Origin of the sequence: Sphingomonas sp. (genome assembly GCF_039594485.1) — a bacterium.
GTDB lineage: Bacteria > Pseudomonadota > Alphaproteobacteria > Sphingomonadales > Sphingomonadaceae > Sphingomonas.
In genome coordinates this window covers 1-11,778 of record NZ_JBCNNI010000060.1, presented here as the reverse complement: position 1 = coordinate 11,778, position 11,778 = coordinate 1, and the positions used below count along the sequence as shown (strand labels likewise).

Here is an 11,778-nt window from a genome sequence, read left to right as displayed (position 1 = left end):
CAGACCCTCGAATATCGGCGCTTGCTGCACCGCAAGCTGGCCGCCTAACATCAGCCCCCAGACGAGGCCCGCTCTCCACTAATCTACGCCCCCATCTGCGCCAAATGTCCTGACGACGGACACGCCTTGGAAAGGTGCCGTCGGCCATCTTGCGATATAGGGTGGAACGGCAAAGTCCTGTCTGCGCCAGGACGGCGTTCAGACGGAGAAAGCGGTCAGGATTAGTGGACATGGGTACCACCTTTCGGTTTTTGCGGTTGGGAACCGCTAAGGTCCTGTTTCCCCGCTAAGTGGAGTAGAGCCTCTCTGGGTCCTCCGGCGTGCTCGCGAGGGACATTCGCTACCGTCTCTCGCGATGCTGCAGGAACGGCATCGACGCCGCTGGCGTGGTGCCAAGCTGCTCCGTCTGGATCCATTCTGTTTTGTGACCCGAGGCAAAGAGCGGGAGTGTCGCAATGCTTGGTGGATATCAACGGCGCCCCACCCAAATCTGCGCAAGGGCGTGAAGGCAAGGCTGGCAAACGTTGGAATCGCGCGCGTTACATGTCGTCGTCCAACCATGCTGACGAGAATAGCTCCTCCCCGCCTCTGGCCGCTACCCTCGCGGACGCCCGATATAGCCCAGCGTCCTTAACGTTGATAATGCCCCACAGGGTATAAATTGCATTTACTCCCTGCAGGGTATAAATACCCACTATACCCTTCAAGGCATATCGCTAGTTTATCCCTTATAGGGTATGCCGTCACTGAAAGGCGTCTCCCGTGGCCCACATTGCTCGCTCTCCCAAACAGCTCGGTGCGCTCATCCATAACGCGCGGACCAAGCGCAACCTCACCCAGCAGGCTCTGGCGGCCTTGGTTGGCACCGGGCAGAAGACGATCTCCCGCATCGAAAGCGGGCAAACGGGTACGAAGCTCGACACCCTGTTCGGTATCCTGGCAGCGCTCGACCTCGACATGCAGATCGCACCGCGCAGCAAGGGCAGCGCTGACCTGAGCGAAATCTTCTGACAATGGCACGCCGCAAGACCCACGTTCCCCTGAACGTGCTGATCAATAATCGCCTCGTCGGCCGCCTCGAGAAGGAAACGAGCGGCGCCGTATCGTTCCGCTATGATCAGAGCTGGCTCGAGTGGGAGCACGCATTTGCGGCCTCGCTATCACTGCCGCTTCGTGCAACCACCTATCGCGGCGCGCCGGTACTCGCCGTTTTCGACAACCTGCTTCCCGACAGCGTAGATATCCGACGCCGCGTGGCGGAGCGCACGGGTGCCGAAGGTACCGATCCGTACAATCTCTTGGCCCGCATCGGCCGGGATTGTGTCGGTGCGATGCAGTTCCTGCCCGACGGTGAGGCCATCGACGCCATAGGCGATATACGGGGCGAAGCTTTGAGCGACGAGGATATCGAACACCTCCTCGACAATCTCAAAGGTGCGCCGCTCGGGATCGACCCCGGCCAGGAGTTCCGGATTTCGATCGCCGGTGCGCAGGAGAAGACCGCCCTGCTGCGGCACGACGGCCGGTGGCTACGCCCGCTCGGTACGACCCCGACGACCCACATCCTCAAGCCACAGCTCGGCGAAATCCCGACATCCACCGGCATGGTCGACATGACCGCCAGTGTCGACAACGAGCATTACTGCCTGACGCTGCTGGGCGCCTTCGGCTTGCCGGTGGCGAAAACCGAGATCGTCACCTTCGGGGTGCGGCGCGCGCTGGTCGTAGAGCGGTTCGATCGCCGATGGCTCGCCGATGGCCGATTGCTGCGCGTTCCGCAGGAAGACTGCTGCCAGGCACTCGGCGTGCCATCCTCCCGGAAATACCAAAGCGAAGGTGGTCCCGCCGCGGCGGATATCATAAGACTGCTTGGCGGTAGCGACGATCCGACCGAGGATCAGGCGACATTCCTGTCGAGCCAGATCATCTTCTGGCTCATCGGCGCGACCGACGGACATGCGAAAAACTTCAGCCTTTTTCTGCGTCCGGGCGGCGGCTTCAAGCTGACGCCCTTCTACGATGTCCTGAGCGTCCAGGATGCTGTCGATCGCGGACAGTTGGCACGGAAGAGTTTCCGGTTGGCGATGTCGGCGGGCACGAGCCGCCATTACCGGATCGAGGAAGTCCTGGGCCGGCACTTCGTCCAGACCGCGAAAGCCGCGGGTATCGGCCCGACCATTGTCGACAAGGTCATCACCGACATTCGCAAAAAAGCCGTCACGGCTGCGGACGTCGCGCGAGAAGCAATGCCGGACGACTTCGCCGACGACGTCCATGCCAGCGTAAGCCGAGCGATCGCCGATCGTCTGGCCCGTCTCGACACGGTGTTTACGGAGCTAAGCTAGTCGCGTTGCAAAACATGTCCGGCATACCCCTCTCCGCCACCCTCATTGTCGGTCAACCGCTTGAGGCTGCAATACCGGACCAGCGTGCCACGGCCGACCTTCGCCGTCTCGAGGTCGCCCGACTGGATGAGCTCGTAGATCCGCGAGCGGCTGAGGCCCGTGATCCGGACCACCGTTGCCACGCGGACCGTCAGCGGCTCGATCTTGCTTTACCATCCCCGCTCGATCATTTCTGCCCCCGTGCTCGCGCGTCGCGCTCGCGCACGAACGCCCGATCGCTCTCCAGAAAGGCCGACAACATCGCGGGAATCAATTCGGTGACCGGCTCGTCAATGCCGTAGGTCGAGGCATAGGCCGCCGCATAGGCCTGCAACGACGACTGGAGGTCCGGCGTGATGGTGATGGCCAGCTTGACCGGCGTGCGGTCGGGCAGCTTGCCGAGCTTGAGATCGGCCATGTCAGCTTGTCCTTCTCGGATAAGGGGCGAGGATGAGATCGTGGGTCACCAGCAAGCGGACCGGCGCGCCGGGACGGATCGTGACCGTCGGCTGGACGTCGAGGTTGCGCTGGGTGATCTGGTCGCCGGCCCGCGCGACGTTCGTCTGGGCGGACTGGCGGATCGCCTGCACGAGGTCGCTTCCGCCGGAGATCGACAGCTCGGAACCGACGCCGAGCATGGTCGCGATCGCGACACCCTTGAGCAGCGTCCATGTGTGGAAATCGACCCGGTCGGCAAGCCCGGCATAGCCTTCCGGGTCGGTGGCAGGCATGTTGTCGAGCCGCACCGAGCTGCCGTCGGGCAGGATCAGCCTTTGCCAGATCACCAGCGCACGGCGCTGCCCGAACGCGACGACGCTGTCATACTTGCCGATCAGCCGGGCACCCTGTGGTACGAGCAGGATCGTCCCCGTGACGGTATCGAACACGTTCTGGGTGACCTGCGCGGTAACCATGCCGGGCAGGTCGGAACTCAAGCCGGTGATGAGGCTTGCCGCGATCACGCTGCCCGCCAGCAGGCTGTTGGGCGAAGCAGGAGTGACGAGGGCGCCGACGTTGAGATCGCCGCCCGTGTCTCTGGCCGCGGCGAACTGCTCCTTGCGCGTCCCCGTCGCCGTCGCAGGGATGGCATCAGGGACTTCGGGGCCGACGGAGGAAGCAGGGGTGACCACGCTATGGCCGGTCGTGACCTGCGCCATCAGGCCCGATTCTCGCGCCGCCTTGAGGTCGGCCATCCGCTGCTGCCGTGCTGCCGCGACCGTATCGACGGACGGAGGAGCAACGGTCGCTTCGGCCCGTTCCTGTGCGCGAAGGATTGGCCGGCCAAGGTCGCCGGGAAGCGGCGGGCCGAGCCTGGGCGCATCGCCATAGCTGGCCGGGAGGCCAGAGAGTGCGTCGGCGGCGGGCTTTGCCATCGGCTGAGACAATTCGCTGTCCTGCGCGACGTGCCGGAAGACCTGCGGCTTCAACGCCATCCACGCGATACCCATCAGGCTGGCCGAGCCCAGTGCGGCGAGGCCGATGATCGCACCCTTGCGGAAGCGGATCGCGCGTGCCGGACGGGAACGGATGGCCAATGTCTCCGGGTCGACCTTCGGCGGCTGGGCGGGCGCCTCGGGTGCGGGCGCGTCGAGCATAGCTTCGGCGGGCGAAGGTGCGTCTGACGAAGGTTCGGCAATCTCGGTCATGCCCCCCTCCGCTGAGCGGATGGCCCGATCCTGTCGATGCGGACGACCTGCTGCTTCTTCAAGCCGAGCCGGAGTTCGGCCGCGTCGAAGATCCGGTCGACGACATAGAAGCGGTCGCGCAGCCGGTAATTGACCAGTTCCACCTTCCCATCTGGGCCGACGACGAACAGGGGTGGTGCATCACCATTGGCCAGCGAAGTCGCAAACTCGACATAGGTCCTTGTCCCGTCGTCGAACACGCGCAGCGGCCGCCATGGCGGGCGGTCGCCGCTGATCGCGTAGTTGAAATCCAGCTGCTCGATCGCCAGCCCCGTCGCCACCGGCGCCGCAGCCTGTGCGGCCTCCGCCTTGCGTCGCACGGCCAGCAGCTCGTCCTGCGGATAGGTCCAGCGCAGCGAGGACAGCGCCGTTGCCGGGGTGCTGGCGAGCCTGAGATGATAGGCGCGCCGGTCGGTCGTGATGACCAGGTTGGTCAGCAAGCCTGTCGAGACCGGCTTGACCAGCACATGCGTCTGCTTGCCGTCACCAGAACCGCTCGTCGTGTCGCCGATCACCCAGCGGGCGGTATCGCCGCTCGCGACCGCCACGAGGGTCTCGCCGGGCTGGAGCGCAATGTCCGTTACCAGTCCCGGCGCTGTATAGACTTGATAGATCGTGCCGTCGTTGAACGGATAGACCTGCGCGCCGCTGACGAACCCGGTCGCTGCCGGCTCGATCGTGGCGCTGCGCGTGGCGGACCGCACCGCCTTGAGCGGTGCTGCGGCGCGATCCTGTGCCCACGCGGGGCCGGCCAGGACCATGGTGGCCATGGCCGGCAAGATGACGGACTTCATGGGTTCTTCTCCTGCAAATTGGACAGGTCCGCCGCCCCGGATCGGGCGCCGAGGGAAGGATCGAGCGGCGATCCGAGCGGCAGGGTCGCGGGCGACTGGGCGGCGGGGCGTGTGGGTGGCGACGATGGCGCGGTGTCCAGTTCGCGGCTCCAGTCGATCGCGTCGACATAGATTCCAAGCGGGTTCTTGCGCAGCACCTCGGCCGATGTCGGCGCGCGCGTGACGATGGTGAGGATCGCCGTCCAGCGCTGGACGACAGCCTGGCTGCCGCGCTCGAACATGGTCTCGGTCCATTTGACTTGGAACGACGTGTCGGACGCGCGCACGACGCTGGTGACCTGCACCGACACCGTCCGGTCGCCGACCTGGGCAAAGGGCGCTGCCGACCGGGCATATTCCCCTAGGAACTGCGCCCCGCGCTGGGTCGCGAAGTCATAGGCCTCGAGCCAGTCGCGGCGCATCAGTACCGGGTCGAGCGACACCGAACGGATGTTGGTGATGAATCGCGACAGGTGCCACGCCACCTGCGGATCGGTCGGCCGGTACGCGACGTCGGCCGGCTGTACCGCCCGCGCCTCGCCGAGCTTGTCGACCTCGACGACATAGGGCGTGACGCGGCTCTGCATCGATTGCCAGGAAAGGGCTGCCGACGTGCCTGCGGTCAGGGCCAGGCAGCCGAATGCCATCAGCCGCCAGTTGCGCGCCTGCACGCGCGCCGAGCCGATCCGCTCGTCCCATAGCTGCCCGGCACGCTGGTAGGGCGTCTCGGGCGGCAGCGTTCGCCCGTATCGCTGCATGCTTCGCTTGAAGACCATGGTTCAGTCGTTCCTTTCCTTGATGTCGGGAATGGCGGAGCCGCCGCCACGATCACCCTGGCTGAGCGCGTGGATCGCGACCTGGCGGCGATGCCGGCTGGTCTGCTGGTCGCGCATTGCCCTCGCCCAGGCGGGTGTGCCGCCCTCGGCGTCGCTCGCGCCCTGTGACGCATCGGGGGTTCGATTGAGCGCCGCCCAGGCAGCGTTGCGCCCCCGCTCCGCGGCAGCGCCGAGCCCGAAGGTGCTTTCGATCTTCTGCGCCGACGCGCCCTTGGCAGCGGCGGCCATGCCGCCGACCGCAGAGCCGCCCGTCTCGCGACCGAGCTGCGCGGCGGTCGAGGCCGCCGATCCCATCGCGGTGCCGGCACGCACCGCACCAAGCGCAGCGCCGGCCAGGGCGCGCGCGCCGCCCACCGCCGCGCCGCCCGCCAGCATCGCGATGCCGCCGGCACCGACCGCGGTGCCGAGCGCCGCGCCGGCGCCGAGCTGCGGCGCACCCGACACCAATCCCGAGGCGATCGAGGGCCCGAAGATGCCGAGGCCAAACAGCGACAGGCTGGCGAGCACGAGGCTCATCGCTTGGCCGATGTCGGGCTCCCGACCCTGCAAGGCGTCAGTGAACTCGGCGAAGAAGTTGGAGCCGATCCCGACGATGACGGCGAGCACCATCACCTTCACGCCGGACGAGACGACATTGCCCAGCACGCGCTCGGCGAGGAAGCTGGTGCGGTTCCACAGCGCGAACGGCACGAGGACGAACCCCGCTAGGCTCGTCAGCTTGAACTCGAGGATGCAGACGAACATCTGCACCGCGAGGATGAAGAAGGCGACGATCACCAGCGCCCAGGCGAACAGCAGGATCATGATCGTCAGGAAGTTGTCGAAGAAGGTCGTGAACCCGACCATCTCGCTCGCTTGGTCGAGCAGCGGCCACGCCGCTGAGAAGCCGGTCCCGGCGAGCCGTCCGGGTTTCAGAAGGTCGTCCGCGGACAGCGTGCCACCGCCAGCGATCAGCCCGGCCTGCGCGAACGAGCGGAAGATGATGTCCGCGAGACGAGAGAAGCTGTTCAGGATGAAGGCGAAGGCGCCGACATAGAGGATTTTCCTGAGGAAGCGTCCGATGACATTGTCCTCGCCGCCCATCGCCCAGAACAGGCCGGCAAGCGTGATGTCGATGCCGATCAGCGTTGCGGTCAGGAAGCCGACGTCAGGACCGAGCAGCCCGAAGCCGCTGTCGATGTAAGTGATGAACGCCTGCAGGAAGCGGTCGATGACGTTCAAGTCGTTCAAGGTGGTTCATCCTGCATCGATAAAGGGATGTCGCGGGACGCGGTGGGGAGCGGGACCGCGCCCCGCGACGGCGACCGATGATCGGGCATCACCGGCCGCCGGCCGGATCGAGCCTGTCTACGCCGTGGGGCTATTGGGACGTGTAGGCTGACCCGGAGCCGAGGAACTTCCTGGTCGCCGCACGTGCCTCCTGTGCCTGCGTCGCGCGCCGTGCCTGCTCGATCGCCTCGCTACGGAACTGCGCGGCCATCATCTGCTGGAGCTGCAACTGCTGCTTGGCGGTCAGGGCAAGGAGCTGGTTGGTGGCCTGCTGTGCCTGGAGCGAGCCTTCCGCGCCTTGGCTGCGGGCGACGATGTCGGCGAGCGCCTGGGCGTCCGACCGGACATTCTCGACGACCTGCGCCTGCACCGTCATCGTCTGGCGAAACGCGCCCATGCTGGCATCAAGCCGCGCGCGGGCATCACGCACGCGGGTGTCGGTGCGGAGCGCCGAGGAGAAGTCGGCGGGAAACAGCGATTGGAACTGGTCGTCGAGCTGGCCGACCCGGAAGTCGATCGCCTGCGCCCGACCCATCAGCCGGTCGATCTCGGCAAGCTTCTGCTTGAGTGCATCCAGCTGCGGGAAATCGATGCGGCTCAGGTTCTTGCCCATGGCAACCAGCATCTGCGCCTCATTCTGGAGCTGCTGGATCTGCTGGTTGACGCTCTGAAGCGTGCGCGCGGCAGTAAGGATGTTCTGCGCATAGTTTCGCGGATCGAACACGATCCCGCCGAACTGCGCATGGGCGGGCGTCGCCGCCGGCATGACGCCCATGATAAGACTGCCATTGGCAGCGGCGATAAGGAGCGCGGCGATGACGCGGCGGCGGTTGAGGAACGGCATGACGATCTCCAGTGCTCTGGCCCCGCACCCGCATCGATCGCGGTCGGGTTCGGCATGGAGTGTCGGCTTCTTGGCGCGGCGGCGTCAGATGCCGGCTGGGGTCAGCACGGCCCTTTGTGGGGACAGCCACGAAACCTCCCCACAAAATCCGCGAAGTGCGGCTTGCATGTAGAGCAAGGTAGGCTTTGGGCGGGCGGCATTGGACATCCCAGTTGGCTCACGCGTGGAGATGTCCTGCTAAACGGACGGGGCATTCTCCTTGGAATGATATTTGGAGAAGCTCCGTAGCGGTCCTTGCGCTCGTCACGTCGATGGAAAGACGCATCAGGTTGCGGCCAAACATCAACACCGCTACGTGTTGCACATGAGCAATACAGCAGATTGTTCGAGATGGACGGTGATCGGGGCTTTGATCGCGCTGCTGGCTTGCACCTCGATGGCGGACGCCAGCGCCAAAGCATCTATGCCGGATATGACCACAACCCTTCACGAACAGCGCGTGGAGAGTGCTTCAGTCGCCGTGATCCGCAATGGACGGATCGTCTCGACTGGGGCCTGGGGCACGGCGGGGCCGAACCGGACGGCGACCGTCGCCACGCCCTACAATCTCGCCTCGCTGACGAAGCCGCTCACGGCGGAGGTTATCCTGCGACTGGTATCGGCCGGCAAGCTGTCGCTCGATGAGCCGATGGATCGCTACTGGAGCGACCCTGACCTGTCGCAAGACTCCCGACGGATGAAGCTGACGGTCCGCATGGCGCTGAGTCATCGCACCGGGCTGCCAAACTGGCGCGATGCAAAGGGGCTGGCCTTCGACCACGATCCCGGCACGACCACTGGCTATTCGGGCGAGGGGTATCAATATGCCGCGCGCTACGCCGAGCGTCGCACCGGGCAGTCGTTCGAGGCGCTGGCTGGGCGCTGGCTGTTCGCCCCGGCCCATATGCGCGCGTCGGGCTATGTGTCGGCGCAAGGCGGGAAGGTACCGATCGCGGTACCCTATGACGACGCCGGCAAGCCGCTGCCCGTTGAGCGGGTGACGCGATACAACGCTGCCGATCTGGCTCACGCGACGGCGGAAGATTATGCGCGCTTCCTCATTGATGCCCGCAACGACCGGGGCCTGGTCGCCTCCATCGCGGCGGAGCGCGGCAAATCACAGGCTGACCTGACATTTGAGATATGCGCCGGAACGAAAGCGACTAGCTGTCCGCCCTGGACCGGCTTCGGCCTAGGTTGGCAGCTTCTTGGCTTTCCCGACGGTACGACGATGCTGCACACCGGCAAGGATGCTGGAGCTTTCACCTTCGCCGCGATCAACCGCGCGAGCGGCGACGGGATCGTCATTTTGACCAACAGCGACAACGGATGGCGGGTCATCCTGCCTATCCTCGAACGTATCGGCAGCGACCCGAAGCTGATCGCTTTCCTTCGCGGCCAGATGAGCTGACGGGACCATGAGTACGATGACTGCCATCGCCGTTGCCGCAGCCTTTCTCGCGACGCCCGCGCCGTCTCCGGCCGATCCGTTGACGATCGCGAAGCCAAGCAGCCCTGCGCGCGACGGCTCGGTGACGTCGAAGCACAGCATCACCGCATGGGTTCTGGCGATTGCCCGGACCTTGAAATCGCCCTGCTCGACAACCTCGCTGCGCATCATATTACCGGTGTCGTCGCTACCTCGTCTTCACGTCCTTCTCGTCTTCGTTGCAGTTTAGGGGAGCGGCAGCAGGCGTCCAAGCGCTATCGGTTCAGACTTGGCCGCGGATCGTGGCGGCGCGCTCGGCGAGTACGGCCGCCAGCCCTTCAAGCTCGTAGAAGGCAAAGGGATTGAGGAATTGCCGTCCCCAGAACAGCGCCCTGTCCACCGGTCCCAGGCTCGCCTCGTCGCACAGCGCGAGCCATTGCGCGCCAATGGTCTCGATCTGCCTGGACACGATCGCGATGGCCTGGTCGGACGTCATATGGAAGTCGCCGGCGGCGGCCAGGCAGGTGGCTATCTGGCTCGAGCGGTGCCGGCCCACAATCAGCATCGCTTGGCTGGCTTCCTCGCCGGCTCGCGCCTGTGGGCAAATGTCGTAGGCGGGCGTCAGGGCGAGCTGCGCCCCATCCCAGAACGCGGCGTGGTTGCGCGCATGATCGTCGACATTGCCGACCAGGATGTTGAACGTCAGCCGCGTGAACAGCTCGTGCAGGGTTGCGGTCGGATCGATGAAGCGGAAGCGTATCTTCTCCGCAAGATCCTGATAGCTCGCATAGCGCGCCTGCATCTCGTCGAGCTCGAGGATGGTGAGCGCCGATACCATCGCCCGGCGGTGCCAATCATTCCCGGTCGACACGCGATCGAACCGCTCGACCAGAAGTACATCCTTGCCCGCAGCATGGATCAGCCGGACCGGCGCGACCGACAGCCCAGCGAGCGCGGCCAGGCGCATCGCGATATATTCACCCTTCACGACCGAATAGGTGTCGCCGCTGCTGGCGAATTTGGCGACATATTTCTGCGCCCCATCCGTGAGCAGCGCCTTGGGACGGGCACCGCCGATCGAACTGCCATGATGGAGGGCCTGGTCGAGCTCCAGCGTGAGCGGCAGGTTCTTCTCAACCTTCTCCGCAGACGCGAGCAGTTCCTCGACGGTCGCGTGCCTGCCGCCACGTGGAGCATATGCTGTTGCAGACGTCTGGAAATCCAGGGCGCCGATCCGGTCCGAGCCAGATTCGAGCAGGAAGACCAGCTCGTCCAGCTCGATCCCGTCAAGGTCGTTGCCCTTGCCCCCGAAGGTCTTGTTGAGGATGACACGCCGTCCCCAGGCGTCAGGGGCGCCGTCGCGGATCGCGCTCGCCATCGCAAGTGTGCCGAGGGGGGCGATGAGTTCGCCCACGAGCGGGAGTTCCGGCATATAAAGCGGGATGGCGTCGGTCCGCTCGCGATACGAACGGCCATACATGAACTGGATACGCTCGCCGTCGGATACCAGCCGGCCAGCAACGACCGGCTTCGTGGCTCCGGGCAGCCAGGTCCAGACAAAGGCCTCGCGCGGATGGGGCCGCTTAGAAGTCATCGCTGATGCTCAACGGCTTTGGCCGCACGCGGCGAGGCAGCAGTGCGAGGCGCTTGCCCGCTTCGTCGAGCCGCATCGACACCCCCTGTGCGTCCTCTTCGAACAGCGGAATGCCGAGGATGGCACACGCCTCGAAGGCAAGTCCCAGCTCGACCTTCGGATCCCCCTGTTCGAGTCGATGCAAGGTGCTGCGGTCGACGCCGAGCCGGTCCGCCAAGTCTTGCGCGGTCATCCTGCGCGACTTGCGCTCGACCTGTACCAGCATGCCGAGGAGCTCTACCGCGGCAATCGTATAGCGTGCGTAACTGCGCTTCTTTGAAGCAGGCATCTGTGGCACTCATCCAGCATCAAGCGGCTTTACGCGTGATGTATCCAGCAAATGGACCCTCCAGTGCCCATTGTCAATCGATATGCTGTATGCATCGATCATTAGCGGCGTTACTGATGGACGCATCCATCAATAGCGTTCTATTGCCAACGGCCCGCCGCTACCGGCAGGAAGGCCCAAGGCGATCGAGTTTTGCAATTTATCGCTCATCTCAGATGCACGATGACTTCGGACCGAGGCAGCCTAGCTGTGACCGCAGCAGGCATCGCGTGATTCTACATCGCTAGAGTGATGCTCCGCCGGGTTCCGGCTGCGGCGCATCGGCCATGAGGTCGGCCGCCCAATCGAGGCCGGCGTCGCGAAGGAAGGCACTGGCGAAGCCATCGCGGCCATGTTCGGCGAGCACAGCATTGTGTCCCCCGTCAGCACCACTGGCACAGATTTGAGGTTGTGAGTTGAGGAGGATCTGGGCTTCGTCGCAGTGACGAAGGAACGAAGATGAAGCCCAGATCCTCCAACGTGAAATTGCCAGCGAAG

The 11,778-nt window shown here is 64.9% G+C and carries 14 protein-coding genes and 1 pseudogene; 4 read left to right on the top strand and 11 right to left on the bottom strand.

Annotated features, from left to right (window positions below; translation table 11 throughout):
• Window positions 1–115 precede the first annotated feature (115 nt).
• Window positions 116–232, bottom strand: a pseudogene (locus ABDV78_RS18770) (AlpA family phage regulatory protein); the annotation flags it as partial.
• 530 nt (window positions 233–762) lie between these two features.
• Here ABDV78_RS18770 and ABDV78_RS18765 point away from each other — a divergent pair.
• Window positions 763–1,011, top strand: a complete 249-nt coding sequence (locus ABDV78_RS18765; protein WP_042485091.1) for a helix-turn-helix domain-containing protein — start codon at window positions 763–765, stop codon at window positions 1,009–1,011.
• A gap of 2 nt (window positions 1,012–1,013) precedes the next feature.
• A complete protein-coding gene (locus ABDV78_RS18760) occupies window positions 1,014–2,345 on the top strand; it encodes a type II toxin-antitoxin system HipA family toxin (RefSeq protein WP_343528983.1) in 1,332 nt (443 codons plus the stop codon).
• Here the strand turns inward: ABDV78_RS18760 and ABDV78_RS18755 are convergent.
• The 7 genes from ABDV78_RS18755 to trbJ form a co-directional block, all read right to left on the bottom strand.
• Window positions 2,342–2,527: an excisionase gene (locus ABDV78_RS18755; RefSeq protein ID WP_343528982.1), complete on the bottom strand. Its 186-nt coding sequence runs from the start codon at window positions 2,525–2,527 to the stop codon at window positions 2,342–2,344. The genes ABDV78_RS18760 and ABDV78_RS18755 overlap by 4 nt on opposite strands.
• A gap of 44 nt (window positions 2,528–2,571) precedes the next feature.
• Window positions 2,572–2,802 carry a DUF2274 domain-containing protein gene (locus ABDV78_RS18750; protein ID WP_343528981.1) on the bottom strand — a complete coding sequence of 77 codons (231 nt, stop codon included), beginning with the start codon at window positions 2,800–2,802 and terminating at the stop codon, window positions 2,572–2,574.
• A gap of 1 nt (window position 2,803) precedes the next feature.
• The gene (locus ABDV78_RS18745) at window positions 2,804–3,979 is read right to left on the bottom strand and encodes a TrbI/VirB10 family protein (protein ID WP_343528984.1); all 1,176 of its coding nucleotides are present in this window, start codon (window positions 3,977–3,979) and stop codon (window positions 2,804–2,806) included.
• A gap of 47 nt (window positions 3,980–4,026) precedes the next feature.
• A complete protein-coding gene (gene trbG / locus ABDV78_RS18740) occupies window positions 4,027–4,863 on the bottom strand; it encodes a P-type conjugative transfer protein TrbG (RefSeq protein WP_343528980.1) in 837 nt (278 codons plus the stop codon).
• Window positions 4,860–5,678 (bottom strand): conjugal transfer protein TrbF, encoded by an 819-nt coding sequence (gene trbF / locus ABDV78_RS18735; RefSeq protein ID WP_343528979.1) that lies wholly within the window; start codon window positions 5,676–5,678, stop codon window positions 4,860–4,862. The genes trbG and trbF overlap by 4 nt, the downstream gene beginning before the upstream one ends.
• Before the next feature lie 3 nt (window positions 5,679–5,681).
• Window positions 5,682–6,968 carry a P-type conjugative transfer protein TrbL gene (gene trbL / locus ABDV78_RS18730; RefSeq protein WP_343528978.1) on the bottom strand — a complete coding sequence of 429 codons (1,287 nt, stop codon included), beginning with the start codon at window positions 6,966–6,968 and terminating at the stop codon, window positions 5,682–5,684.
• A gap of 130 nt (window positions 6,969–7,098) precedes the next feature.
• Complete coding sequence (gene trbJ, locus ABDV78_RS18725) at window positions 7,099–7,851, bottom strand: P-type conjugative transfer protein TrbJ (RefSeq protein ID WP_343528977.1); 753 nt, start codon at window positions 7,849–7,851, stop codon at window positions 7,099–7,101.
• Between the two features lie 271 nt (window positions 7,852–8,122).
• On the opposite strand from trbJ, the gene ABDV78_RS18720 reads away from it, so the two are divergent.
• Window positions 8,123–9,301, top strand: coding sequence for a serine hydrolase domain-containing protein (locus ABDV78_RS18720; RefSeq protein ID WP_343528976.1), 1,179 nt, complete (start codon window positions 8,123–8,125; stop codon window positions 9,299–9,301).
• Window positions 9,302–9,317: 16 nt separating this feature from the next.
• Complete coding sequence (locus ABDV78_RS18715; protein ID WP_343528975.1) at window positions 9,318–9,569, top strand: hypothetical protein; 252 nt, start codon at window positions 9,318–9,320, stop codon at window positions 9,567–9,569.
• Between the two features lie 33 nt (window positions 9,570–9,602).
• Here ABDV78_RS18715 and ABDV78_RS18710 read toward each other — a convergent pair whose 3' ends face one another.
• The 3 genes from ABDV78_RS18710 to ABDV78_RS18700 form a co-directional block, all read right to left on the bottom strand.
• Window positions 9,603–10,913: a HipA domain-containing protein gene (locus ABDV78_RS18710; RefSeq protein ID WP_343528974.1), complete on the bottom strand. Its 1,311-nt coding sequence runs from the start codon at window positions 10,911–10,913 to the stop codon at window positions 9,603–9,605.
• A complete protein-coding gene (locus ABDV78_RS18705) occupies window positions 10,903–11,178 on the bottom strand; it encodes a helix-turn-helix transcriptional regulator (RefSeq protein ID WP_343528973.1) in 276 nt (91 codons plus the stop codon). Before ABDV78_RS18705 ends, ABDV78_RS18710 begins: the two co-directional genes overlap by 11 nt.
• 346 nt (window positions 11,179–11,524) lie before the next feature.
• A partial coding sequence (locus ABDV78_RS18700) for a hypothetical protein (RefSeq protein ID WP_343528972.1) occupies window positions 11,525–11,778 on the bottom strand: 254 nt, incomplete at its 5' end.

Bases quoted from the DNA above. Each gene is read 5' to 3' on its own strand.
- ABDV78_RS18760 (WP_343528983.1), top strand. From the start codon at position 1,014: ATGGCACGCCGCAAGACCCACGTTCCCCTGAACGTGCTGATCAATAAT.
- ABDV78_RS18750 (WP_343528981.1), bottom strand. From the start codon at position 2,802: ATGGCCGATCTCAAGCTCGGCAAGCTGCCCGACCGCACGCCGGTCAAG.
- ABDV78_RS18745 (WP_343528984.1), bottom strand. From the start codon at position 3,979: ATGCTCGACGCGCCCGCACCCGAGGCGCCCGCCCAGCCGCCGAAGGTC.
- trbG (WP_343528980.1), bottom strand. From the start codon at position 4,863: ATGAAGTCCGTCATCTTGCCGGCCATGGCCACCATGGTCCTGGCCGGC.
- trbF (WP_343528979.1), bottom strand. From the start codon at position 5,678: ATGGTCTTCAAGCGAAGCATGCAGCGATACGGGCGAACGCTGCCGCCC.
- trbJ (WP_343528977.1), bottom strand. From the start codon at position 7,851: ATGCCGTTCCTCAACCGCCGCCGCGTCATCGCCGCGCTCCTTATCGCC.
- ABDV78_RS18715 (WP_343528975.1), top strand. From the start codon at position 9,318: ATGACTGCCATCGCCGTTGCCGCAGCCTTTCTCGCGACGCCCGCGCCG.
- ABDV78_RS18710 (WP_343528974.1), bottom strand. From the start codon at position 10,913: ATGACTTCTAAGCGGCCCCATCCGCGCGAGGCCTTTGTCTGGACCTGG.
- ABDV78_RS18705 (WP_343528973.1), bottom strand. From the start codon at position 11,178: ATGCTGGTACAGGTCGAGCGCAAGTCGCGCAGGATGACCGCGCAAGAC.